At 40.0% G+C, this 25,928-nt stretch carries 23 protein-coding genes; 11 read left to right on the forward strand and 12 right to left on the reverse strand.

What is annotated here, in order from left to right; all coding sequences use genetic code 11:
- Positions 1 to 204: 204 nt before the first annotated feature.
- Positions 205 to 774, reverse strand: coding sequence for a peptidylprolyl isomerase (locus FTU29_RS15200; RefSeq protein ID WP_180122672.1), 570 nt, complete (start codon positions 772 to 774; stop codon positions 205 to 207).
- A gap of 101 nt (positions 775 to 875) precedes the next feature.
- On the opposite strand from FTU29_RS15200, the gene FTU29_RS15205 reads away from it, so the two are divergent.
- Positions 876 to 1,547 (forward strand): acetoacetate decarboxylase family protein, encoded by a 672-nt coding sequence (locus FTU29_RS15205; protein ID WP_180122674.1) that lies wholly within the window; start codon positions 876 to 878, stop codon positions 1,545 to 1,547.
- 63 nt (positions 1,548 to 1,610) lie between these two features.
- Here FTU29_RS15205 and FTU29_RS15210 read toward each other — a convergent pair whose 3' ends face one another.
- The gene (locus FTU29_RS15210) at positions 1,611 to 2,681 is read right to left on the reverse strand and encodes an alpha/beta hydrolase (protein ID WP_078194436.1); all 1,071 of its coding nucleotides are present in this window, start codon (positions 2,679 to 2,681) and stop codon (positions 1,611 to 1,613) included.
- Positions 2,682 to 2,882: 201 nt separating this feature from the next.
- Here FTU29_RS15210 and FTU29_RS15215 point away from each other — a divergent pair, with 201 nt between their 5' ends.
- Positions 2,883 to 3,452: a hypothetical protein gene (locus tag FTU29_RS15215; protein WP_180122676.1), complete on the forward strand. Its 570-nt coding sequence runs from the start codon at positions 2,883 to 2,885 to the stop codon at positions 3,450 to 3,452.
- 183 nt (positions 3,453 to 3,635) lie between these two features.
- Here FTU29_RS15215 and FTU29_RS15220 read toward each other — a convergent pair whose 3' ends face one another.
- A complete protein-coding gene (locus tag FTU29_RS15220; RefSeq protein WP_257226945.1) occupies positions 3,636 to 3,863 on the reverse strand; it encodes a hypothetical protein in 228 nt (75 codons plus the stop codon).
- A gap of 936 nt (positions 3,864 to 4,799) precedes the next feature.
- Here FTU29_RS15220 and grpE point away from each other — a divergent pair.
- The 4 genes from grpE (at position 4,800) to FTU29_RS15240 (ending at position 9,024) form a co-directional block, all read left to right on the forward strand.
- The gene (gene grpE / locus FTU29_RS15225; protein WP_111885723.1) at positions 4,800 to 5,339 is read left to right on the forward strand and encodes a nucleotide exchange factor GrpE; all 540 of its coding nucleotides are present in this window, start codon (positions 4,800 to 4,802) and stop codon (positions 5,337 to 5,339) included.
- A gap of 120 nt (positions 5,340 to 5,459) precedes the next feature.
- Entirely contained in the window at positions 5,460 to 7,400 is a 1,941-nt protein-coding gene (dnaK, locus tag FTU29_RS15230; protein WP_078194438.1) for a molecular chaperone DnaK, read from the forward strand.
- Positions 7,401 to 7,615: 215 nt separating this feature from the next.
- Entirely contained in the window at positions 7,616 to 8,527 is a 912-nt protein-coding gene (locus FTU29_RS15235) for a matrixin family metalloprotease (protein ID WP_180122687.1), read from the forward strand.
- 119 nt (positions 8,528 to 8,646) lie between these two features.
- Positions 8,647 to 9,024, forward strand: a complete 378-nt coding sequence (locus tag FTU29_RS15240; protein WP_171263823.1) for a hypothetical protein — start codon at positions 8,647 to 8,649, stop codon at positions 9,022 to 9,024.
- A 68-nt stretch (positions 9,025 to 9,092) separates the two neighbouring features.
- Here FTU29_RS15240 and erpA read toward each other — a convergent pair whose 3' ends face one another.
- From erpA to FTU29_RS15260, 4 genes are all read right to left on the reverse strand, one after another.
- Positions 9,093 to 9,428 (reverse strand): iron-sulfur cluster insertion protein ErpA, encoded by a 336-nt coding sequence (erpA, locus tag FTU29_RS15245; RefSeq protein ID WP_078194440.1) that lies wholly within the window; start codon positions 9,426 to 9,428, stop codon positions 9,093 to 9,095.
- A gap of 134 nt (positions 9,429 to 9,562) precedes the next feature.
- A complete protein-coding gene (locus FTU29_RS15250) occupies positions 9,563 to 10,570 on the reverse strand; it encodes a putative solute-binding protein (RefSeq protein ID WP_111885715.1) in 1,008 nt (335 codons plus the stop codon).
- A gap of 203 nt (positions 10,571 to 10,773) precedes the next feature.
- Positions 10,774 to 11,784, reverse strand: a complete 1,011-nt coding sequence (locus FTU29_RS15255; RefSeq protein WP_078194442.1) for a putative solute-binding protein — start codon at positions 11,782 to 11,784, stop codon at positions 10,774 to 10,776.
- 258 nt (positions 11,785 to 12,042) lie between these two features.
- A complete protein-coding gene (locus tag FTU29_RS15260) occupies positions 12,043 to 13,047 on the reverse strand; it encodes a putative solute-binding protein (RefSeq protein ID WP_180122689.1) in 1,005 nt (334 codons plus the stop codon).
- Positions 13,048 to 13,243: 196 nt separating this feature from the next.
- On the opposite strand from FTU29_RS15260, the gene FTU29_RS15265 reads away from it, so the two are divergent.
- Positions 13,244 to 15,181 (forward strand): ATP-binding cassette domain-containing protein, encoded by a 1,938-nt coding sequence (locus tag FTU29_RS15265; RefSeq protein ID WP_180086020.1) that lies wholly within the window; start codon positions 13,244 to 13,246, stop codon positions 15,179 to 15,181.
- A gap of 531 nt (positions 15,182 to 15,712) precedes the next feature.
- On the opposite strand, the gene FTU29_RS15270 is transcribed toward FTU29_RS15265, so the two are convergent.
- The 5 genes from FTU29_RS15270 to dnaA all read right to left on the reverse strand — a co-directional run bounded on the left by FTU29_RS15270 (position 15,713) and on the right by dnaA (position 22,521).
- The gene (locus tag FTU29_RS15270; protein ID WP_078189504.1) at positions 15,713 to 16,090 is read right to left on the reverse strand and encodes a hypothetical protein; all 378 of its coding nucleotides are present in this window, start codon (positions 16,088 to 16,090) and stop codon (positions 15,713 to 15,715) included.
- A gap of 170 nt (positions 16,091 to 16,260) precedes the next feature.
- Positions 16,261 to 18,729: a DNA topoisomerase (ATP-hydrolyzing) subunit B gene (gene gyrB / locus FTU29_RS15275; RefSeq protein WP_078194446.1), complete on the reverse strand. Its 2,469-nt coding sequence runs from the start codon at positions 18,727 to 18,729 to the stop codon at positions 16,261 to 16,263.
- A gap of 43 nt (positions 18,730 to 18,772) precedes the next feature.
- Positions 18,773 to 19,855, reverse strand: a complete 1,083-nt coding sequence (gene recF, locus FTU29_RS15280; RefSeq protein ID WP_180122691.1) for a DNA replication/repair protein RecF — start codon at positions 19,853 to 19,855, stop codon at positions 18,773 to 18,775.
- 23 nt (positions 19,856 to 19,878) lie between these two features.
- Positions 19,879 to 21,027 (reverse strand): DNA polymerase III subunit beta, encoded by a 1,149-nt coding sequence (gene dnaN / locus FTU29_RS15285; RefSeq protein ID WP_078194448.1) that lies wholly within the window; start codon positions 21,025 to 21,027, stop codon positions 19,879 to 19,881.
- Positions 21,028 to 21,135: 108 nt separating this feature from the next.
- On the reverse strand, positions 21,136 to 22,521 hold the full coding sequence (gene dnaA, locus FTU29_RS15290; RefSeq protein WP_180122693.1) for a chromosomal replication initiator protein DnaA: 1,386 nt from the start codon (positions 22,519 to 22,521) through the stop codon (positions 21,136 to 21,138).
- Positions 22,522 to 23,180: 659 nt separating this feature from the next.
- Here dnaA and rpmH point away from each other — a divergent pair.
- From rpmH to yidC, 4 genes are read left to right on the forward strand one after another with little or no spacing between them, the layout of a single operon-like run.
- A complete protein-coding gene (rpmH, locus tag FTU29_RS15295; RefSeq protein ID WP_000831329.1) occupies positions 23,181 to 23,315 on the forward strand; it encodes a 50S ribosomal protein L34 in 135 nt (44 codons plus the stop codon).
- Between the two features lie 31 nt (positions 23,316 to 23,346).
- Positions 23,347 to 23,739 (forward strand): ribonuclease P protein component, encoded by a 393-nt coding sequence (gene rnpA, locus FTU29_RS15300; RefSeq protein WP_078189509.1) that lies wholly within the window; start codon positions 23,347 to 23,349, stop codon positions 23,737 to 23,739.
- A gap of 9 nt (positions 23,740 to 23,748) precedes the next feature.
- Positions 23,749 to 24,069: a membrane protein insertion efficiency factor YidD gene (yidD, locus tag FTU29_RS15305; RefSeq protein WP_078189510.1), complete on the forward strand. Its 321-nt coding sequence runs from the start codon at positions 23,749 to 23,751 to the stop codon at positions 24,067 to 24,069.
- Positions 24,070 to 24,074: 5 nt separating this feature from the next.
- Complete coding sequence (gene yidC / locus FTU29_RS15310) at positions 24,075 to 25,841, forward strand: membrane protein insertase YidC (RefSeq protein ID WP_180122694.1); 1,767 nt, start codon at positions 24,075 to 24,077, stop codon at positions 25,839 to 25,841.
- Positions 25,842 to 25,928 lie beyond the last annotated feature (87 nt).

Below are 25,928 nucleotides of genomic sequence, written 5' to 3' on the forward strand. Positions count from 1 at the left end.
TGCGTTTCGTTCGTTTCCGTCTATCTCGTCGGTATGGTGCTCATTATAGGGCAATTTCTTACACGCGCAAGTGCTTTTCACTCACAAAGAACACGAGTGTTTTATTTTTATGCACCATTATGGTTCAAAAAACACACTTTACTCACATAAATACATGATATTTATTACAAATATCATGTAAAATATTTTTCCTATTTTGTGCGCTTAGTTTTTTACAGGTGCTGCTTTAATCACCACACTCTGTATAACTACTGGGTTTACAGGGACATTCTGATGCATTCCATAGTTCGCAGTTGGAACTTTTACGATTTTATCGACGATATCCATACCTTTAGTGACCTTACCAAAAACAGCATATCCCGCATTCATTGCACTTTTATTGAGAAACTCATTGTCTGCAACATTAATAAAGAACTGACTACTTGCTGAATCAGGATGATTCATCCGTGCCATTGCCAATGTGCCGCGTTTATTGCTCAAGCCATTACTTGATTCATTCTTAATCGCCGCTTTTGTTGGCTTCTCCTGCATTTTGACATCCATGCCCCCACCCTGAACCATAAATCCAGGAATCACGCGATGAAAGATTGTACCGTTATAAAATTTTTCTTTTGCATAGCTTTCAAAGTTTTTTGCTGAGATAGGTGCCTTGTCATTGAATAGTTCAATTTCAATATTGCCTTGAGAGGTTTTCATTTCGACAATAGTATTGGCAGCAAAACTGCTTAAGCTCACACAGCCAAGTGCTGCTGTAAATAAAATCTGTTTTAACATTTGCTAACTCTTCTGGTTGATCTCGTACTTGTTATTGACTGTATATTAGTCTTTGATGATTAAAAAGTAATTATTCTGCCATTATTAAAACGAGAACAATGATGACGCAAATAATACCGTCGGACACTCCATTGACACATTTACCGCCTTGGCAACTGCGTGGCGATGCTTTTATTTTAAATTATTGGCTCTCTCCGAGTTTTATCCAACAAGCGCAAATGTTCCGTTTAGCGACATCAGCTTTGGGTCGTGTGGTTCAGGTGTTATTGGTCCGATACCATGATTCGCCTGTGGGTCCTTATGACGAATTGCTGATTTTAGATCACCCTTTATGGAGTAAGAAAAGGTTAAGTTCGATACCTAAGATTTATGTTTCGACAGATATCTCTGTCATTTATGGTCAAAAACTCTGGGGTATTCCTAAAGAGTTGGCAAAGTTTGAATGGCAACAACATGACAATGAAGTGGTCTGTACTATAGAAGTTGAACAACAAAAGATGCAGATCCGTTTAAAAAAATCACGTTTACAGCGTTCTTTCTATATTAATAGTCATCATATCCCTGCAGCGATGTTGCAAATCAGACAAGCGTGGGAAGGTAAGCGCTATCAATTTTCACCAAAGTTTCGCGGACGGCTATCTAAACTGAAACAGGTAGAATGGCACAACACACAGGATATTTTTCCAAATTTTTCTGAAGCACGATTATTGCAAAGCTTTTATGTCCCAGAATTTAGCCTCGTTTTTCCTGCTGCAAAAATCCAAGATAAATAACCCAATAAATAAAAACCCAGTGTTTCACGTGAAACACTGGGTTTACTTTATATAAAGGAATGATTAGCTACGTTTATCCCAAAATTTACGGAACTTCGTACTGATCTCGATCACGTATTTTTTAGCTCGGTGCGAAACCGGGGTTAAATTGATAAAACCATGGGTTTGATCGGTATATTCTTGATAAAACACTTTCACCCCTTGCTGACGGAGTTTATGCGAATAAATTTCACCTTCGTCATGTAAAACGTCATGCCCTGCTGTCACGATATACGCGGGTGCGATACCTGCCAATTTTCCATAGGTTGGTGAAATTAATGGATCATCTAAGGCCACTGCATGTTGTTCTGCATATAAAGCCGTTACGACATCAATATCTTTTTCAGTCAGAACCAAACCATCTTTATAAGCATAGAAAGATGGGTGGCGACTTTTGAAATCCACCACAGGATAAATTAATAGCTGAGCTTGCGGGGCAAAAACTTTCTGAGCACTGCGCTGCGCAACTGCGGTAGCAATATTGCCGCCTGCACTATCCCCTGCCACCGCAATTCGATTTTTTAGAATTTTAAACTGACGACTATTTTGATAAGTCCAAGCCAAGGCATCTTCACAACTTTGCATTAATTGAGCTGGGCTGGCCTCTGGCGTGAGTGGATAATCAATACTTAAAACTTGTGCTTTGGCATGCACGGCCAATAAACGACAAACTTCATCATGCGTGTCTAGACCACCCACCACAAAACCACCACCGTGATAGAACACGATCATCGGTAATTTTTTATTTGGAGCAGGATGATAATGACGCGCAAACAGCGTAGCACTTTGTAAAGGTAGACGTATATCTTGCACTTGTTTCACAAAGGTCGGCTTGGTCTTGATCGACTCCATCTGTAAATCAAATAATTTACGAGACTTCACATAGTCTTCGGTCACAAAGCCTGACTTACCTTGCTTGAGTTGAGCCGCCATCATGCATTTCACCAGCGGATCTAATTCTGGAAAAATAAACGGATAATCGAGACGTTTTGCGAGGCTTTCTTTGGCAAAGTTAGGAAGACGATCAAGTAACCGAGCAGCCGTACCTTGGCCTTTATCTTTCATATTTTTAAGTGATTCATTCAATGCAAACATGCTCTATCCTTCGAATTATGCTCTTCATACTTTCTACATGATCTAGGTCAAATGTGACCATATTCACATATAAGTCTCAACATCGACATACATAGTACAGACCTAGTTAAGCTAATCTTCTTTTATAGAGTTGTCATTGACAATTTACCCAAGTTTTATGGGTTGATTATGCTAACCCATTCTCGATAAAGGATACTCACCATGGCTAAAAAGATCATCCTTCTGTCTTTTGCGACTGCTTTTTTGGCTGTAGGCTGCGTAGCATTCCCTGAAGATGGTTACTACGATGGACGTTATGATCAACGTTATGACCGCCGTTATGATCATAATGATCGACGCTATGATAATCGTTATGATCGCCGTTACGACAGTCGTTATGAACAAGACCGCCGTACATGGGAACGTCAGCAACAACAACGTAATCGTTTAGAGCTCGAACGTAGAAAGCAGCAACTTGACCAGCGTAACTGGGAACAGAATCGTAAAAATCAACAAGAGTGGGATCGTCGTAAAAACGAACTCGAACGTCACCGTCTAGAACAACAGCGTAAATACTCTGAAGCTGAACGTCGTAAACGTGCTGAACAAGATCGTCAAAAAGTCAGCAAAGAGCGTCAGCGCTTAGAAGAACAGCGCCGTAAAGCCAGTCAAGATCGTAGAAAACAAATTGAGCAAGAGCGCAAAAAAAATATTCAAGATTTAAGAAAGGCATCAGATCAACAACGTAAAGCGGCTGAAGAACGTCGTCGCGCGTGGGAAAATCGCCGTTAATTGTTGTTTTTTGCAGATCGGTTAAAAGTAAAAAGCTCATCTACATGATGGGCTTTTTTTTCGTTCACTAAAAATAGAAAAGGTAAAAAAAAGCAATAGAAAAGAAAATAGACAGAAGAGGCATCCTATCTTCTGTCTATTCTTGACTGCCTGTTGTTACAGGTCAGAGAGCATTAAACAATCTTATTGCTGAACTGCAGGTTGTGGTGCAGGCGCAGATTGAACTTCAGCACCTTGAGCTGATGGATCTGCTTGAACCACAGCACCCGATTGCTCTGTCGTTACAGATGCTTCAGTTGCAGACGTTACTTGTGCGGTTTCCGGAGATTCTACAGTTTCTTGAGAAGTACAACCCACCGCAGCTAAACCAAAACCTAAAACTGCGACAGCGAATAAACCAATTTTTTTCATCTTCATTATTTCCTTCATTGAATCATTAAAAGCAAAGCTCAACTTTGCCCGAGTCATAATGGAAAAAAATTCTGTGAAGTTCCCACCTTCTGAGTTGTACTTTGTACGAGGCACGGTACAGCTTATGAAATGTTTTATTAATTAGGCGGTTTTCTTTCGTTTTAAGGCTTTACATCATTTTTTAACTCAAGTGCTTTGTTTTTTATTAAAAAAATAAATATAAATGATTTTGAATAAAGCGTGATCACAGCTTTTGAATACAACAAAGTTCAACAAAACTTGCAACTCAGTTACTTAAGTGGCTGTTTTTATAAATTTCATGCAAAAAAAAGCCTGCTTATGAGAGAAGCAGGCCATGAAAAACACATTTGAAATAAATTAAGAAACTACAGCGATAGAATCTGAAACAAAGAATACTGTGCTGATCATTTTTTGTGAAATATTTAATAAAACTGATACTAAGAGTTTTTATGTATAAATATTAACCACTATTTTTTGAGGCAAAAAAAATGCTGATTCTTGGGAAATCAGCATGGAAAAGTGTTTCTAAAATCTAGAGGTAGTCACCATATCCCTCTCTCCAGTGGATATGGTCACTTCCGATAGATAAATTATGCAAATTTTCAGGCACAAAGAGAAACCGTTAAAATTTATGATGAAAATCTATAAATCCGATCAAAATATGATTATACATTCAAATCAATAATTTATATTTTCATAGAATTTAATTTTGCAGTCGATATTTTGCTGAAAAACCATTTATTTGAATAAAAAACTGCATTTAATCGCTGACTTCGCTTGAATTTTTATCCCCTGCCCCGATTTCTTTTATTAATCATGAATTCAAAACGCATGGCAGTTACGCATCGATGTCGTTTGAACGCACAGCTATAAGGACTGAACATGTTTAAGAACCCATTTAAACGGAGTAAATCAATGGCGACTGAGCAAAACCAAGACGCTCAAGATCTTCAACAAGAGCAAGCAGAACAGCAAACTCAAGCTGAAAACGAGCAAGCTGAAGTTTCAGTTGAAGATTTACAAGCACAAATCACCAATTTAGAAGAAAGCTTAAAACTTGAAAAAGCACGTACTGCAAATGCCGTATATGAAGCGCAAAAAAGTGTAGAGCGCATTCAACGCGAATCTGAAAAGCATAAAGATACTGTGCTGGAAAAATTTGCAAAACAATTGCTTGAGTCAGTTGATAACCTTGAACGCGCGATTGCTGCGGCAGGTGATGAAAAATCAGGTTTATCTGAAGGTGTAGAACTTACACTGAAATCATTGCTCAGCACTTTAGAAAAATTTGGTGTGGTTGCTGTGGATACTGCAAATGGTTTCAATGCAGATCTTCATCAGGCTGTGGGCATCGATCCAAATGCCAAATCAAATGAAATTGGGACAGTATTGCAAAAAGGCTATAGCTTAAACGGTCGTCTATTACGCCCTGCTATGGTTATGGTTGGTGCATAAAGACAAATTTTCTGAGACGAATTAAAAATTTTAACCAATATTACTTGAAAATTTTTGATTGGCTCTCATATCGGATAACAAGCGAAAACATCGTAAAAGAATTTTAGAGGAAACATCCAAATGGCGAAAATCATTGGTATTGACTTAGGTACTACAAACTCTTGCGTAGCAGTACTTGAAGGCGACAAAGTAAAAGTAATCGACAACGCTGAAGGCGCTCGTACAACCCCATCTATTATTGCGTATAAAGACGGCGAGATCCTTGTCGGTCAATCTGCTAAGCGTCAAGCAGTGACTAACCCTAAAAACACATTATTTGCAATCAAACGTTTGATCGGTCGTAAGTACCAAGACCAAGCTGTGCAAAAAGATATCGGCCTTGTACCTTACAAAATCATCAAAGCTGACAATGGCGATGCTTGGGTTGATGTAAACGACAAGAAACTTGCACCACAACAAATCTCTGCTGAAATCTTGAAAAAGATGAAAAAAACAGCTGAAGACTACCTTGGTGAAACAGTAACTGAAGCGGTAATTACTGTTCCTGCGTACTTTAACGATGCTCAACGTCAAGCGACTAAAGATGCAGGTAAAATTGCTGGTTTAGATGTTAAACGTATCATCAACGAACCAACAGCTGCTGCACTTGCGTTCGGTATGGACAAAAAAGAAGGCGACCGTAAAGTTGCGGTTTACGACTTAGGTGGTGGTACTTTCGACGTATCAATCATTGAAATCGCTGACCTTGATGGCGACCAACAAATCGAAGTATTGTCTACAAACGGTGATACATTCCTTGGTGGTGAAGACTTCGATAATGCATTAATTGAATACTTGGTTGAAGAGTTCAAGAAAGAACAAAGCGTAAACTTGAAACAAGATCCGCTTGCACTTCAACGTTTAAAAGAAGCTGCTGAAAAAGCAAAAATCGAGCTTTCTTCTTCGAATGCAACAGAAATCAACCTTCCATACATCACAGCAGATGCGACTGGTCCTAAACACTTAGTGATCAACGTGACTCGCTCTAAACTTGAAGGTTTAGTTGCTGAATTGGTTGCTCGTACAATTGAACCATGTAAGATTGCACTTAAAGATGCAGGTCTTTCAACCTCTGACATCTCTGACGTAATCTTGGTGGGTGGTCAGTCTCGTATGCCACTTGTACAACAAAAAGTACAAGAGTTCTTCGGCCGTGAGCCACGTAAAGACGTGAACCCAGATGAAGCTGTAGCGATGGGTGCTGCGATTCAAGGTGCAGTACTTTCAGGTGATAAAACTGACGTACTTCTTCTTGACGTAACTCCGCTTACACTTGGTATTGAAACAATGGGTGGCGTGTTAACAGCGATCATTGAGAAAAACACGACGATTCCTGCGAAGAAATCTCAAGTGTTCTCAACTGCTGCAGACAACCAACCAGCTGTAGACATTTCAGTTTACCAAGGTGAACGTAAAATGGCTCAACAAAACAAATTGTTGGGTAACTTCCAATTGGGCGATATTCCACCTGCTCCACGTGGTGTACCACAAATTGAAGTATCATTTGACATCAACGCTGATGGTATCTTGAAAGTATCTGCAAAAGATAAGAGCACAGGTAAAGAGCAATCAATTCAAATTAAAGCTAACTCTGGTTTGAGCGATGCTGAAATTGAAGCGATGATCAAAGATGCTGAAGCGAATGCTGAAGAAGATCGTAAATTTGAAGAATTAGCGAAAGCACGTAACGAAGCTGATGCACTTGTTTCTTCTGCTCAAAAAGCAGTAAAAGATCTTGGCGAACAGGTAACTGCTGATGAGAAATCTGCAATCGATGCTGCTGTAGCTGAGCTCGAAGCAGCGACTAAAGAAAACGATGTAGATGCAATCAAAGCGAAAACTGAAGCACTTCAAAACATCATTATGCCGATCACTCAACGTGCTTATGAAGCTGCACAAGGTCAAGGCGGTGCTGAAGGTTTTGATCCTAACGCTTTCCAAGGTGCTGAAGGTCAAGCTCAAAAAGCAGATGACGGCGTTGTAGATGCTGAGTTCACTGAAGTGAAAGATGACAAAAAATAATTTGTCGCTTTAACTGAGTTTTTCAAAGCTTAAAAAAACCGCGCGAAAGCGCGGTTTTTTTTGTAGATGATTTCATCTGCATCAGACTATATTCAAATAACACGCAAACGTTCAAACAGCCACATTCTTCTCGACTGCCAATCTGGCTAAACTTAGATTTGCATAGCGCTAAATTTCAGTTAAATTAATGCAAAATAAACAAGTTTTGCGACGCTATGCGTTTGATTTTAATTATTGTTGTCATCGTTTTGAGTACTTGGTGGATCTATCAAACCAAGCAGCATCCTCAACTGAAATTTAATTCAATTTCAGATCGACTTTTACACCCTCTCGATACCCGACTGCGTTATCGGGTTGCTGATGTCGATCCGCGTTTTGGATTAAGCCAGCAACAAGTCATTCAACTTAGCCAAGAAGCCGCAGAGATATGGCATAAAGGGGCACTCAAACCGTTATTTATCTATGACCCAAATGCACAACTGGCGATCCATCTAATTTATGATGATCGCCAAGAACAATACAATGCCTATAAGCAAGTCCAAAAGACCTTAGCCGCAGATAAAGCCCGTAATGATTTATATGCCGAGAACTTAGCAAATTCGAGAAAAGGTCTGGAGATGAATGAGCAACAGCTCCGATCAAAACAAGCCATGATTCGTGCGGAAATCGCACAGCTGTCACAAGAACGTATGAGTTGGAGTCGAATCGAACATGCGCAAGGCCCCAATATGCAACGCGTTGAAAGAGAACTTGCGCAAGTCAAAGCACAAGCGATGCAATTAGACCAAGAAATAGATCGATTTAATCAGCAAAATGATCAATTTAACCAACAAGTCTTAAGCTATAACCAGCAAATCGATCAATATAATGCAGGCGTGATACAAGCCAGTCAGCGCTTTCCTGCTCGAGAGTTTCATAAAGGTGTCTTTATGGGCGATCAGATTCAGATTTATCAATTTGATGCCGAAGATGATTTACGCCTTACCCTTGCCCACGAACTCGGACATGCTCTCGGCTTATCTCACCATAATGACCCTGCTGCATTAATGTACCCAATTTTAGGCGCGCAACAATTAGAAAACTTTAAACTGATGCCAGCAGACCAAGGATTACTATATTATCGTTAGAATACCCTGAGCAAAAAAACCATACAATCTATAAGGATATTATAGGATTCACCAACAATAATTAGCATTTCATGTTATTGTTGATTTGCAATAATTCCCTTATATCAATGACATCTTACGTGGAGAGCAATGTGAGTTACTACCATATCTTAATTGAAGTGAATGACCACATCAGCACGATTGAACAAACCCGTGATATTGAGATTTTTGATATTACAGACATTCAACCTTATCTCCATGCGGTACTTTTACCCTTTTTTAATGAGCAATTAATTGAGCTCGAAGACGAAAATCTTGAGTTTAAAGATGTCTTACATTTACAGGTCAAACAAACCCTATTGCCGATCCGTGACCTCATCGAAGAAGAACAACGCCTGCTTCCGAGTGATACCGATGTCACCATTACGGCATATGAAATTTTTAATAATTATCAATTGACTCAAGACGTGACTACCGTAATTTTAGATCTATTAGAAGCACTAAAATTTGAAGCCTAATATTGATTTTAAACATTAAAAAAGCCCTCTAAATGAGGGCTTTTTTATGGCTCAATTCATCATCGCGATTAGATCGAGAATGAAGATCCACATCCACACGTGGTTGTCGCATTCGGGTTTTGAACCACAAATCGAGAACCTTCAAGACCTTCAATATAGTCGACTGTTGAACCAACTAAATATTGATAGCTCAGTGAATCAACCAACATCTTCACATCACCATTGATAAATTCAGCATCATCTTCGTTTTGGCTTTCAGCAAAATTAAACCCATATGAGAAACCTGAACAACCACCACCAGTCACATATACACGTAACATAAGGTCTTGATTACCTTCACTCTCACGCAATTGGCGTACTTTATTGGCAGCATTGTCAGTCAGCACAAGTGCTTGAGCATTCATGATGGATTCCTCTGAGTCATTGGGGTGTCTTTAAAAAGAAAAGACCATATTTCAAGTATAACATACTCAATATATGGTCAGTCTTTACAGTTTAAAGTTAAATCAGAGTATTTTTCTCAAGATTCATTTAAAATTTATTTATAGTTTTCTTCCTGTAATGCGCATTCGAAGTTTTTCGGATCTTGTTTACAGCGGAATTGCCATAATAGTTTCATCATTCGCTTATCGTAGATACCACGTTTAGTCAAATCGATACGCGCTTCACGCATCATTTTTTGATAACCAGCTTTGTCTGCAGTTGGAACATCCATCCAATATTTGGCTGGAATTTCTGACTTCATTTTGCCTAATATCGTGAATGCACGAGGTAATTGTGTTTTGACCCAATCACGTGATTTTTGCCCATACCCCGCTGGGAATTTATCTGGGCGAATAATAATATTTCCCGTCACTTGTAAAATTGGATAATTGACAATTGCGCCTTTGCTGCCTAAACCTTTATGTAATTCTAATGGTTTGAACACCGCAGCAGGTGCCCCAATTATATCTACCTGACCATTGTTAAATTTAGCGCCAAAATTGGTTACATCGGCACTGACCGCTTGAGCCCCGACCTGCTGCACCATAATTTTCTGTGCTTCATCGTAGTCTAGCACCGCAATTTTTTTACCTGCTGCTTTAGCGACAGTATTAATACTTCGGTCATTCACTAACAGATAGGCATCACCAACAGGTATCACACCTGCCACTTCATATTTACTATTGACCATGCTCTTAGCAAATGTTGGACTTGCAAGACCTTGCATAACTTTTACGGCCAATTTCAAATCTGGAATCGCACCAATGGCATCTAAAGAACCGGTAAAATTATTGAATTGGCGACCACGCATACCAGTAACACTGATCCCATCACATTTACCAGCTTTAAAATCTTCTGCAATCACCGCTTCATTTTGACCGACGCGGAGCTCAATGTCTGCACCCCAGTTTTTTGCCGCCAATTGATAATCTTTCATCAGGGTAAAAACATCACCATTTTTACCAACCAAATCAAATACACATACCACTTGCTTCGCTTGAGCTACGCCATTTACCGCCATTAATGCAGCAGCAACGCTCAATGCCTTTGTCCATTGTTTCATACTGACTTTCCTTGTTTTTTTACTGTTTTTGTTTTTAACCATTTTTTGAATTTTGGGTCATGCTGAGTTCGATTCTATTGACTCACAGCCCTCGATTTGAATTTAGATTACCTGAATATTTTGCTGACTCAATGGCGAGAATGACCTGTAAATTTGCAAAAAAAAGCCTGGATAAATCCAGACTTTTTTCTTTAAATATCAGCTTATTCGCCACCAAGTGAACATTCAAAATTGGCTTTATCGACAGAACAACGTGCCTTTTTCAAAACAGACATCATGCCTGCATCATAAATGCCACGCTTCGTCATATCCATACGACCTTCACGCAGTAATTTTTGATATTTGGTTTTATCTTCTGCACTTAGGTTAAGTTTATATTTCGCAGGAATACCCGCTTCTAGACGGTTAATCATCGCGATACTCTTCGGTAAGTGTTTCACAAACCAATCACGTGATTTTTGACCAAAGCCTGCAGGGAACTGATCAGGACGAATAATAAAGTCCGCAGTCACTTGTAGAACTGGGAAGTTAAACATCGCACCATTGGTACCTAAACCTTTATAGATCTCTAATGGTTTGTAGGCATATGCAGGCGCACCCACCATATCCACCTGACCATTATTAAACTTCGCCACAAAGTTAGATACATCTGAAATCACAGCTTGAGCGCCGACACGTTGCACCATGATTTTTTGTGCTTCGTCATAGCCTAAAACTGCAAACTTTTTACCTGCTGCTTTTTCAATTGAGTCAATTTTCTTGTCTTTGACAAAGATGAATGCTGAACCCAGTGGGGCAATACCCGCCACTTCGTATTTTTTACCACCTAGGTTGCTAACCATTTTTGCAGCATTACGTTGGTCTAATGCAAAGGTAATCGCACGTTGCGCAATCGCATTACTCGGTGCGCCACCCAGCGCATCAATAGAGCCTGCAAATTTGTTGTATTGACGCGCACGCATTGCGGTCATAAATACACCGTCACATTTACCCGCTTTAAAGTCATTGTCGGCTACTGCTTCGTCTTGACGCGGAATTAAGTTAATTTCAGCACCCCAGCCTTTTGCTGCAAGCGCCCATTCCTGAGCCATTTGATATGACTCGCCTGACTTACCTAGTAAGTCAAATACACAGATATCTACTTTTGCTGCCTGAGCTGAACCAGCAAAGCCAATTGCAGCAAACGTAGCCAATGATAGGAGCGTTTTTTTCATTCTATTTTTCCTTTCAAATCTTTTTATGGTTCAGAGGTGTCCTTACACAAGCCCGATATTAAGCAAGTTAATTTAAAAAAAATAGAGCATTTACTCCATTTATTTATGTCATTTTGGCATATTCTGTTTTTCTGTGATGTATATCACTTTTTATTCAAACTAAAATTATAAATATAATCATCATCTTATATTTGCAAAAATGGCTTTTTACATTTACAGCGATTGCATCAAAATTTACAAAGAAATACAGAAAAAAGCTTATTCACCCGCCACTGAACACTCAAAATTGGTTCGCTCAATCGTACAACGGGCTTTTTTTAGTACCGTCATCATGGTGGAGTCATAGATCCCTTGTTTGGTTAAATCCATCCGTCCTTCACGCAATATTTTCTGATACTTCAACTGATCATCTTTGCTGAGATTCATCTTATATTTGGCAGGAATTTCAGCTTCCATACGTTTCACCATGGCAAAACTTTTTGGTAATTGCTTAACAAACCATTGCCGAGAAGGTTCAGCAAAACCTTCTGGGAATTTATTATTATGAATAATCAGGTCTGCCGTGACATTCACCACAGGAAAATTCACCATCGCCCCGGTAGTGCCTAAGCCTTTTGAAATTTCAAGTGGCTTAAAGGCATAAGCTGGCGCAGCCACAATTTCAACTTCGGCCTGATTAAACTTGCGAATAAAATTAGAAATTTCTGACATCACTGGCACAGCGCCAACACGGTCGACCATCACTTTTTGCGCATAATCATAATGCAAAATGGCAAATTTTTTACCTTCAGCTTTTTCTAAATTATTGATATTGCGATCACGGACAAAAATGTAGGCTGAACCAATTTGCCCGATCCCTGCCACTTCATAACTATCTTTACCTAGATTGCTAATCAGTCGTTTACTGTTCCGTTTATCTAAGACATAGGTAATGGCTTTTTGCGCGATGGTATTATTCGGTACACCGCCAATGGCATCAATCGAACCGGCAAATTTGTTATACGCACGTGCCCGCATCGAGGTCATATAAAACGCGTCACATTTCCCTTCTTTAAAATCTTTATCGACTTTGGATTCATCTTGATATGAAATCAGTTGAACTTGTGCTCCCCATGCCTTACTGGCCAGAGACCACTCTTCCATCAGCTTATAAGATTCCCCCGCTTTTCCAAGTAAATCGAACACACAAACCTTCTGATTGGCATAGCTTTGTGCAGACATCACACCTGAAAGAAGCGATAAAATTAAAATTCCTTTTCTCATTTCTTATATTCCCAATATGTTTTATTAATCCATTTAAAACAACAACTTGAAATATTTTTTTAATACTAAAGCCCGTTCAATATACCTAAATACGTGGAATCTGTCACATTTTTTCAGATGGTTGCGATGCTTTGTTTTTTCTTTTGCAAAGCCATCCATTAGAATAGCCCCACATTCTTCTTGTTTAGTTAGTTCCATGATTCAGTTAGACCAACTTTCCATTCGTCGCGGTGGGCGTGTTTTATTTCAAAAAGCATCTATGCAATTGCATCCAGGCTGGAAAATCGGCTTAACCGGTGTAAATGGTGCGGGTAAATCGACTCTTTTTTCTGCGCTTTTAGGTGGAATGGAATCTGATGGCGGCTCATTGACTCGTCCTGCGGTATGGACCGTCGCGCATATGGCACAAGAAATCAAAGCACTCGATATGAAAGCGATTGATTTCGTTCTATCAGGCGATGAAGAATATTGGGATATACAACATAAACTTGAACATCCAGAACAATTAGACAATGAAGCGTTGGCACACTTATATGGCCGATTTGATGAAATCCATGGCTATACAGCACCATCCAAAGCCTCACAACTGATGGCTGGTCTGGGTTTCTTTGAACATCAGTCGCAGCTCAATGTTTCAAGCTTTTCTGGTGGTTGGCGTATGCGTTTAAACCTTGCGCGTACCCTGATGAGCCGTTCCGACCTCTTATTACTCGATGAACCAACCAACCACTTAGACTTAGATGCGATTTTGTGGTTAGAAGATTGGTTAAAAGCTTACGAAGGTACACTAATCTTGATTTCACATGACCGTGATTTCTTAGATGCGGTGACTGATCATATTTTACATATCGAAAATCAAGAGCTGACACTTTACACCGGCAACTATTCGACCTTTGAACGCACCCGCTCTGAGCGCTTGGCACAACAACAACAAGCCTATGAAAAGCAGCTTGAAACCCGTGCGCATCTCCAAAAATTTATTGACCGTTTTAAAGCCAAAGCCACCAAAGCCAAACAGGCTCAAAGCCGTATTAAACAATTAGAACGCATGCAGGAACTTTCTGCCGCGCATGTCGATACACCATTTACCTTTAGTTTCCGTGAGCCAACCAAAATGAGCTCACCGCTGCTGCAAATGGAACATGTCGATATTGGCTATGGTGACAAACTGATTGCCACCAATGTGAATTTACAGATTACCCCAAACAGTCGCATTGGTTTACTGGGAATGAATGGTGCAGGTAAATCAACCTTAATTAAATCCTTGGTTGGAGACCTTCCCTTATTACAAGGGACACGCAAAGCCTCTGAACTGTTGAATATTGGCTATTTTGCTCAGCATCAAATGGATGCTCTAGATGGCAATGCCAGCCCGATGTTGCAATTATCTCGAATTGCTGACAAAAAAATCAGTGAAGCGGCATTACGTTCATTCTTAGGTAGCTTTGGTTTTAGTGGCGAACGCATGGATACGCCAAGTGAAGGCTTTTCAGGCGGTGAACGAGCACGATTAGCTTTGGCTTTGATTGTTTGGCAGCGCCCCAATGTTTTAATTCTAGATGAACCGACCAACCATTTAGACCTTGATATGCGTCATGCCCTAACAATGGCGCTGCAAGATTTTGAAGGTGCTGTGGTTTTGGTTTCACATGAACGTCAATTGATTGCCAGCGTTTGTGACGAATTATTGTTGGTACATCATGGAAAATGTCGTGAATTTGATGGCGACCTCGTGGCTTATGCCGATTGGCTGCGTCAAGCACGGATTGACATGATGAAAAATAGCCAACAAGCCCCTATTCCCATCAAATCTCAAGTTGAAACTAAACCGACGATTTCTAAAGTCGATAAAGAAGCGCAGCGTAAAGAAGCTGCACGTCAGCGTGAATTGACCCGCCCGATTCGTAAAAATATTGAAAAAAATGAAGCGCAAATCAGCAAAATTCAGCCACGCTTAAACGAAATCGAGGAATTATTAGCAGACAGTGCTTTATATGAAGCCAGTCGAAAAGATGACTTACTCAAACTAATGAATGAGCAAACAGAATTAAAAGCCAAACTTGAATCTGTCGAAGAGCAAATGCTTGAATTAATGATGGAATTAGAAGAAATGGAAAGTAGTTTTGAGGCTTAATTTAAAAAGCAAAACCCTAGATTTGCATTATTAAGAAAACCTAACTTAAGCTCAAAAAATCAATCGCCGTGAAATTTAAATGTTCCACGGCGATTTTTTATTTAAACTTCACAATCATAATCACACTATAAATCTAAAAAATATTTAAAAAATCGAATGTTCATATCCAACTGATTATTGCATCGTTAAGGCATTTCTATTCGGAAAGAATCTAAAAATTCAGCGATCGCTTTTACCCTAATTATGTAAATGAATTCAAAAAAATATACTTCACATCAAACTCATTACCACAGTTATCCACAAAAGCCATTTTTAAATTCAAATCTTAGTTTTAAATTCATTTTTATTTTTTAAATTCAAAATATCAAACCACCTTTTTGTGGATAAATATTTTTAAATAATGTTGTCCACAATTATAAATGACTTTGATGTTAAACACTATTAAATGTGAAAATTCACAAAACTTATCCACATTTGCAAGATGGATGCATTTTATCTCCATTCACGACATCAATTTAAACTTTTTATTGTTTAAGATAAGGCAGAAGGATGGGCTTTTTTTGCCTTTAAAAAACGTAATTCTTGTATTTTCCAGGTCTGATCAAAATGCCAGATTTCCTGTATTTGCTGCTGTGTTTCGGCTAAACCAATTAAAATTTTGCACTCAGTTTGGTCACGATTAAACTCATATTCTTCAAATTCTACGTCTGGTTTTTGTGGTTTCCAAACCCCATTCTTCACTGCATGTGCAATACGTTCATAGCGGACATAATTACTTTCGACACGCCCGTCTTGCTCATAAACCACCTTAAAGTGCTCATCTTCGTATTCGGCTAAAACGGTATAATTTCCGGTAAAAAATGCATTTACCCAGATGTCACGAATGTGTTCAAGTTGATTGTCCATCATATATAGACCTCTTATTTTTAGCTGCTAAGTTCAATTTGATTTGAGCTTAGCATCAGAATAAGTCAATTTTATAAAACACAAATTGGCGATTTAATATTCAATTTTATTTAAGATAGCATAAAAAAAAGCACTCCCAAGAGTGCTTTTTTGAATGATTCTGTAATCAGAATTTAGGCATCAATATCCGCATTTAACGCATTTTCTTCAATGAAGGCACGACGTGGTTCCACATCATCACCCATCAAGCAAGAGAACATACGATCAGCTTCAATCGCATCCTGTACCGTTACTTGCAGCATGTTACGGTTCTCAGGATCCATTGTAGTTTCCCAAAGCTGTTCAGCATTCATCTCACCCAAACCTTTATAGCGCTGAATCATCATGCCACGGCGTGAGTCTTGTAAGATGTTTTGCCAAACCTGATGGAAGCTGCTCACTGGAATTTTGCGCTCGCCTTTTTGTAGGTAAGCACCTTCTTCCAATAAGGTGAACCAACTCTTCGAATTTTTGAGTAAACGCGCATATTCACCTGAACCCAATAGACCTGAATCTAACAAGTATTGGTGTGGTAAATTATGAACATAGATGGTAATACGCGGGAAATAGGTCGCTGACTTATTGCCTTCAGTATCTTCATGCTCAAAAGTTTCTAAGCTTAATTCAGGACGTAGGCTAGGTTGAGTTTTCTCAATATTGGCACGTAGTTGCTCACCCCAAGTCTGTACATAGTCTTGGTTATTTGCTTGATCTAACTTAAAGCCTTCTACTGCCAATAAACCATCCAACACACTTGCAGGATAACGTACAGTCAGACGATGCAAGCTCTTTTGAGAGGTTTGATAATCCGCAATCACACCCGCTAAAGCCTCACCACGAATGGCTGGCGCTTCTGCACTGATGTGTAATTCAAGCTCATCAATTGCATTTGAAATCAGGTATGTCTCAAGTGCATCATTATCTTTAATGTACTGTTCTTGCTTGCCTTTTTTCAGCTTATACAACGGTGGCTGTGCAATATAAATATATCCACGTTCCACAAGTTCTGGCATTTGACGGAAGAAGAAAGTCAATAGTAGCGTACGAATGTGCGAACCATCGACGTCGGCATCGGTCATGATGATGATTTTGTGATAACGCAGTTTATCTGGGTTATATTCCTCACGGCCAATACCACAACCTAAAGCGGTAATCAGTGTTCCCACTTCTTGAGAAGAAATCATCTTGTCAAAACGTGCACGTTCCACGTTGAGGATTTTACCTTTCAGCGGCAAAATCGCTTGCATCTTACGGTTACGGCCCTGTTTTGCAGAACCACCCGCAGAGTCACCTTCGACTAAGTAAAGTTCAGACAACGCAGGATCTTTTTCCTGACAATCGGCCAATTTACCTGGCAGGCCTGCAATATCAAGCGCACTCTTACGACGAGTCATTTCACGTGCTTTACGCGCTGCATCACGCGCACGGGCTGCATCAATAATTTTGCCTGCAATAGATTTAGCGGCTTGTGGGTTCTCTAAAAGATATTCAGAGAACGATTTATTCATTGCTTGCTCAACCGCAGTTTTCACTTCGCTCGACACCAATTTTTCTTTGGTTTGCGAAGAGAATTTTGGATCAGGCACTTTCACCGAAACAATTGCAGTTAAACCTTCACGCGCATCATCACCAGAAACCGCCACTTTCTCTTTTTTGAGTAAGTTTTCGCTTTCCATGTAGCTGTTTAAGCCACGAGTTAATGCAGCACGGAAACCCGCTAAATGCGTACCACCATCTTTTTGTGGAATGTTGTTGGTAAAGCAACGAACATTTTCCTGATAAGAATCATTCCACTGCAATGCAACTTCTACACCAATGCCATTATCGGCTTGAGTAGTAAAGTGGAAGATATCATTCAGATGGGTTTTGCCTTGGTTAATATATTTTACAAACTCAGACAAACCACCTTCATAGTCATAAACGTGCTCTAAATTGATACGTTCGTCACGTAGTACAATTCGTACACCTGCATTCAGGAAAGATAATTCACGTAAACGACGCGCCAAAATATCGACATTAAAAATCGTTTGACTGAAGGTTTCAGCACTTGGCCAGAAACGTATACGTGTACCTGTACGATCTGTCTCACCCACCACTTTTAATGGATACACGGAATCACCGTGTTTATATTCTTGCTGGTGGATTTGACCCGCACGATGAATGGTTAATTCGAGCTTACTTGAAAGCGCATTCACCACGGATACACCTACACCGTGTAGACCGCCTGAAACTTTATAGCTGTTATCGTCAAATTTACCGCCCGCATGCAGAATCGTCAAAATCACTTCTGCTGCAGAAACACCTTCTTCTGGGTGAATGTCGGTAGGAATACCACGACCGTTATCCGATACGCTTACAGATTCATCTTCATGAATGGTGACTTGAATTTCGTCACAATGACCTGCCAACGCTTCATCAATTGAGTTATCGACAACTTCAAACACCATGTGGTGTAGGCCAGTACCATCGTCAGTATCACCAATATACATGCCCGGACGCTTACGTACAGCGTCTAGACCACGTAATACTTTGATGCTAGAGGAATCATAAGCTTTTTCTATGGTTTGTTCTGTTTGAGAAGCAGCTTGATCTTCTGAACTCATGGTTTCTCCCTAGTGAAAAATAGGTCTATCCAAAGGTGGTATTTCATTGCACAACAGCCTGCACCGTACCATTTTCAACTTTGAATAATTGATAAGAAATAGATAAATCATGTAAGTGTTTTTGCACTGAATCATGGTCTAAAGTGGTAATAAAAACTTGACTACCAAGATGGCTTAAACGCTCAATTAAACGCTGTTGTGCGGTTAAATCTAATTCTGCTGTCAGATCATCTAATAATACCACAGTTTCCTTATTACAAGCATGTAGCATTGCAATCTGTGACAGTTTTAACGCCATGATCAATAACTTTTTTTGCCCACGAGAGAGTACAACATCTGCCTCCCCCATAGCGGTTTTTAACCTTAAATCTGCACGGTGCGGACCATACTCGGTATAGCCACGCTCGCAGTCTTTAAAATGCTGATTGGTCAGATCATTCAACAGCCCTGTTTCGGCATGAAAGCCTGCATTGTATTCCAGTGTCACTGTTAAATCAGGCAATAATGCTTCAAGATCTTGTTGAAAATATCGAATCCACTGTTCCACCACATTACTCCGTAGACTATGCAAGATCTCACCATAGTCACTGAGCATTTTGTTCCACGGTTCTAAGTCAGACAAACTCAAATGACGTCGTGATTTCAGCAAACTATTCCGCTGTTTTAATGCCCGTGCATAATATTGCCATGTATGGTAAAACTCTGGTTCCACGTGGAACATCAACCAATCTAAAAGTTGACGTCGTGGCTTCGCACCATGATCAATAATATCCGTACTTTGTGGGTCGATGAGTTGTAGCGGTAAAATCTTAGCCAACTGCCCTTGTGTCCCCACTAGGTCGCCATTGACTTTAATCACATGCTCGCCCGACTGCATTTTTTGCATACCAATGCGGTCTGTTGCAGACTGCGCAAAGACAACAGCGTCAGGGCTATTATTTTGAATATAGTTTTTCGGAATATGGGTTCGAAAAGAACGTCCAGTTGCCAGCAAATGTACTGCTTCTAATACAGACGTTTTACCTGAACCATTTTGCCCATAAAAGACATTAAACGGCTGCAACCCAGAGAGTGCAACCGTCTTTAAATTTCGAACACGTTCTACATGTAAACGCGTGATATGCATAATAATTGAGACGTCAGTCCGAATTAAACACGCATTGGCATCACAACATAGGTTTGATCTTGTTGCTGTGGATCTTGTACCAATACCGACTGGTTCGCTTCTGTCATGGTCATTGCAACATCATCACCATCCAATACATTCAAAACTTCCAATAAGTACTGTGCATTAAACGACATTTCCATCGGTGCATCTGCATATTGAATTGCGAGATCTTCGATCGCTTCATCTTGCTCAGGGTTATTGGCACGTAGTTGTAAAGTGTCCGCATCAAACTTCAAGAATACGCCACGCAATTTTTCATTACTTAAAATCGCTACACGTTGCAGTGATTGTTTAAATACATCATGTGCAATACGCACGTTTTTATCGCCACCACGTGGAATCACACGGCGGTAGTCAGGGAATTTACCATCGATCAATTTTGTGGTGAAACGTACGGTAATATCACCCTGCTCTTTATCACGGCTGGCAATGGTAATTGTTACATTTAATAATTCACGACCAATTAACAACGATAATTGCTCGTCTTCAACACTCAATAGACGCTGCAATTCACCTACGGCTTTACGTGGAACAATCGCTTGCATTGCTTGTGTCGCATTCGAGCTTGCCGCTGTTTCACACATCGCCAAACGGTGACCATCGGTCGTTACTGCACGCAATTGATTTTCATCAATTTCAAGCAAAGTACCCGTCAAATAAAAACGCACATCTTGAACCGCCATGGCAAAAGATGTTTTCTCAAATAAACGCTTTAACTCACGTTGAGTCACACCGACTTGAGTGCCTTGAGTATTTTCAGTGGTTAATAATGGATAGTCTTCTGCAGGCAAAGTACCCAATACAAAACGACTGTTGCCAGATTTTAAAATACAACGTTGATCTTCAGTAATTTGTAAATCAATCAATGCCGCTGAAGGCAATGATTTACAGATATCCATCAGTTTACGCGCAGGAACTGTCGTCACCCCTGCTTGTAAACATGCGCCATCTGCCAGCGGTGTACTCGCAACCAATTCCACTTCTAGGTCAGAACCTGTAATGGTCAATGCTTGCTCAGTAACCTGTACTTTGACATTGGATAAAATATTTAAGGTATGGCGACGCTCAACCGCTCCTACGACATGTGACAGAACATTCAGTAAGCTTTCTTTCGCGATTTTTAAACGCACAATACATTCCTCTAAAAACTGAAGACAGACAAAATAAATTAATTTTTTAGCAGTGTACTATGCGGCAGAATATACCGCATTGCAAGAACAGAATTTGAACAAAAAGACTTAACTTTGCAGCAGACGTTGCAAGTTTTTATAGTCCTCATTGAAGATTGGATCTTCTTCACGCAGGCTTTGTACTTTTTCACAGGCATGCATCACAGTACTGTGGTCACGGTTACCAAAAGCCATACCAATTTCAGGGAAACTATCCCCTGTCAGCTCACGTGCTAGCCCCATAGCCAACTGACGTGGACGTGCATAAATACGTGTACGTTTTGGGCCAACCAATTCTTTGAGTGGAATACGGAAATATTCACTCACCACACGCTGAATATTTTCAGTACTAATGGTACGTGCACGAATCGCCAACACATCTTTTAATGATTCACGCACCACATCAAGGTCGATAGGGGTACCTTTAAAACGAGAAATAGCTACGACTTTATTCAGCGCACCTTCTAGTTCACGGACATTGGCAACCACTTGTTGAGCAATAAACAACGCACAATTACGTGGAAGTTCCACCCCATTGCTTTCCGCTTTTTTCAGTAAAATTTCAATACGGGTTTCAATATCGGGTGGTTCCACACCCACCGATAAGCCCCACGAGAAACGTGAAACCAAACGTGGATCAAGTTCAGTCAGTTCTTTTGGATAACGATCTGAGGTTAAAATGATTTGCTTAGATTCATCTAATAACGCGTTGAAGGTATAGAAAAACTCAACCAAGCTGGCCTCTTTACCCGCCAACAAATGAATATCATCCACCAATAACAAATCTAATGAACGACAATTTTTCTTAAATTCTTCGACCTTACCTTTCTGTAGAGAGCTCACAAAGTCTTGTACAAAACTTTCAGCCGTCATGTACATCACACGTGCATTCGGCTTCGCTTGTAATAATGCATTACCTACGGCTTGCATCAAATGGGTTTTACCTAAACCAGTCGGTCCATATAAAAATAATGGGTTATGCTGTGAAGCACCGGGCTGCGTCAAGACTTTACGACAGGTTTCTGCCGCCATCTGATTGGAACGGCCTTCAACAAACAAGGAAAAGGTAAATAATGGGTTAAGCTGACGCTTACGGTTATTTTTTGAAGACGTCTCTTCTTTTTCTTTTTTAGGACGATTCGGTGCAGACACTTGCGGCGTTGACTCTAATGCTGCGGTGGTTGTTGCAGGTTGCTCAGCTGCAGATAAAATTGCACCAGGCCGTGAATCAACCAAAATCTCGACTTTACGTACCCGACCTTCAGACAACTGTTCCGCTAAAATAGAGATCAGTTCTAAATGGTGCTCTTGAATATAGCGTGTCCAATACGGATTCGGTGCATAGAGTTTTAGACTATCACCTGCATCTTCTGCCACTAGTGGGCGTATCCACATTGTATAGACATTTCCTGAAAGCTCTTGTCGCAAGCGAGTTAAGCAGTCTGTCCAAAGCATGTGAAACCCCTATTTCAGTCCATTGTACGTAAAAAAATAATTCAACCCCGCCTAAGCGGGCAGCCATTCTAACCATCTTATCCACATCTGTCATGAACAAATCAGTCGAAATCGATCAAAAAAACGCAAATTGAGTTTAAATTTAAATTTAAATCGCGTGTGGATAAGTTTATCCGCAAGCTGTGGATAAATTATAGCACAAAGTTATCCACAAACTATCAAAATTATAAAAACATCATTATCCACAATATAATTATTTGTTTTTTAAATCTAAAAATGCTTTTTCCACAGAAAACATCAACACTAATAGTAATAAATTTAAATTTTAAAATTTGAATTTATTTATAAGATCGACCCATTCTGGGGATAACTTGATGGTTGGTTTAAATTCAAATTTAAATTCATAAAACCAATTCACAAATTTGAGGTTGTGGATAAATCTGTGAGTAAACTTGAAGATAACTTAAATAATTAATATATACAATGATTTAGTTTGTGAGTATTTTAATTTAAAACTTTCTGACTGATTTCTAATCCTTATATTATCTTGATATATCACAGCCTAGATTTTGAAAGAAAGCGTGTTTTTCATTGACAGCTCAAGCAATGAGCACTAAAATCGCGAACCTTTACTGAAAGATCATTTTTGGAGTTTCGATATGAAACGTACTTTCCAACCTTCTGAGTTGAAACGTAAACGCGTTCATGGTTTCCGTGCTCGCATGGCTACTAAAGCTGGCCGTCAAGTATTAGCGCGTCGTCGTGCAAAAGGTCGTCACAGCTTAACTGTTTAATTTCAGTTAAGACTGTCAAGACTTGGGTGTTATGACAACACTTTACGGCTTTAGCACAGATGTGCGAATACACTGTGCTGCCGATTATAAAAGTGTGTTCGATGGTGCGCTTTTTAAAGTGCATCAACCCCATTTCTTATTTCTAGCAAAAATCTCCGAACAGCCGAATAGCCGTTTGGGTATTGTTGTTGCTAAGAAAAAAGTGCGCCGCGCACATGAAAGAAATCGAGTAAAACGACTTGCACGCGAAAGTTTTCGCCTGCATCAACAGCAGTCTAATGTATTAGATATTGTCGTTATGCCAAAAATGGGCATAGAGGCGGTACCGAATGCAGAGTTGCATCAGCAATTACAATTTGCTTGGCAAAAATTGCAGCGCCTTGCAAATAAGCATAAAAAAATAGCTACCTCCCCACAAGCGTAGAGATGACCAATGGTTCGTTTACTGCATTGGCTCATTCGTTTCTATCAGATTGCGATTAGTCCATTATTGGGACCACGCTGTCGTTATATTCCAACATGTTCTCAATATTCTTTGGAAGCAGTCCATCAACATGGTGCTGTACGTGGAGTGTGTCTAGCTGTTCAGCGTATTTGCCGTTGTCATCCTTGGGGCGGTTCAGGCTATGATCCTGTTCCATCAAAAGCAATTCGTTTTATTTCATTTCAGCAAATAGATTCTCAAACGCTTCACGTTGCTGTACCCTTTCGTGAACGTTTATTGAACCAAAATCACTCTAACCACTTGGGGTAATACCTATGCAACAATGGGCCAGGATTGCAATTCTAGGGGCCATGTTTGTTGTCGCATATTTGCTCATTTTGGCTTGGCAGAAAGATTATGGACATGCGGAACAAAAATCTCAGCAAAATGCTGCGGTGGTAACGCATGAAGTATCTGCCGATTTGCCAAATGGCCAGACAGCTACGGCTGCTACTGATGTGCCGCAAGCAAATAATGCTGCTACACAACAAACAACAGATGCCACTGCACCTGTTAGTCAACAGTTAATTTCAGTACAAACTGACCTTTACCATCTTTGGATTAATCCAAAGGGTGGCGATATTGTTCGTATTGAATTACTCAATCATGACAAAAATAAAGACAGCGACGAACCATTTGTAATGCTTGAAAGCGATGCAAAACGTACTTATGTTGCTCAGTCTGGCTTAATTGGTCTTAATGGCCCTGATAGTAATCCGAAAGGACGTCCAACCTATGAGATTGAAAAATCTTCATATACGTTGAATGACGCAAAAGCTGTGAAGGGTAAAGATGGCCAAACAGCAAAAGTTTTGTCAGTACCAATGGTTTATAAAACAGCAGATGGTGTAGAGGTTATTAAAACCTTTAACTTCACTGAAGGTGAATACCCTGTTGTCGTGAATCATAAAATCGTGAACCGCAGTGCTCAGAACTGGCAAGGTCAGATGTTTGGTCAGCTTAAACGCGACAACTCTGAAGATCCAGGTAAATCTGATCAAGGTATTTTCACTTTAGGTACATTCCTTGGTGGTGCATGGGGTTCGCCTGAAGAACATTACAACAAACTTAAATTTGCTAACTTCAATGAAGAAAAATTGAATGTTGAAGCAACTGGCGGTTGGGTTGCAATGGTTCAGCATTACTTCGTGAGCGCGTGGATTCCTGGACAGATCAAATTAACGCAAGCCAATGGTCAACCGTATGCTGCGAAACTTGAGTCACGTAAATCTACTGATGATATGAACATCATTCAGTTCACATCACCTGCAATTAATGTTCCTGCAGGAACAGTGGCAGAAGTAGATGCAACGTTCTATTCAGGTCCAAAAATCCAATCTGAATTAAAAGAATTGGCAGTTGGTTTAAACCAAACTGTAGACTACGGTTGGTTATGGCCTATTGCGAAATTATTGTTCGTCGGTCTTGAGTTTTTCCACGGTTTAGTGGGTAACTGGGGTTGGTCAATTATTCTATTGACCATTCTGGTGAAACTGATCTTATGGCCATTGTCGTCGAAGAGCTACCGCTCTATGGCGAAAATGCGTGTGATTGCACCTGAAATGCAACGCATGAAAGAAGAGTTCGGTGAAGACCGTATGCGCTTCTCGCAAGAAATGATGGCATTGTATAAACGTGAGCAAGTGAACCCACTATCAGGTTGCTTGCCGTTATTGCTCCAAATGCCGATCTTCCTTGCTTTGTACTGGGTATTGATGGAGTCTGTTGAACTTCGTCATGCGCCATGGTTAGGTTGGATTCAAGATTTATCTGCGATGGATCCGTGGTTTATTTTGCCGCTATTAATGGGCTTAACCATGTTTATTCAGCAAAGTTTGAACCCACAACCGGCTGATCCAATGCAGGCGAAAGTCTTCAAAATCATGCCTGTGATCTTTACGGTATTTATGTTGTTCTTCCCTGCGGGCCTTGTGCTTTACTGGATCTGTAACAACAGTATTACTATTCTTCAACAAGGTTTGATTAACAAATCTGTTGAAAAAGAACGTTTAAAACGTGAAGCAGCTGACTCAGCAAACTAAGCATTGCTGATGGGCTGAATAAATCCGCTTAAGATGGTAATCTTAGGCGGATTTTTCTTTATCTGTCGTTTGAAAATTTTTAGGTAA

Origin of the sequence: Acinetobacter sp. YH12086 (assembly GCF_013419345.1) — a bacterium.
Classification (GTDB): Bacteria; Pseudomonadota; Gammaproteobacteria; order Pseudomonadales; family Moraxellaceae; genus Acinetobacter; species Acinetobacter amyesii.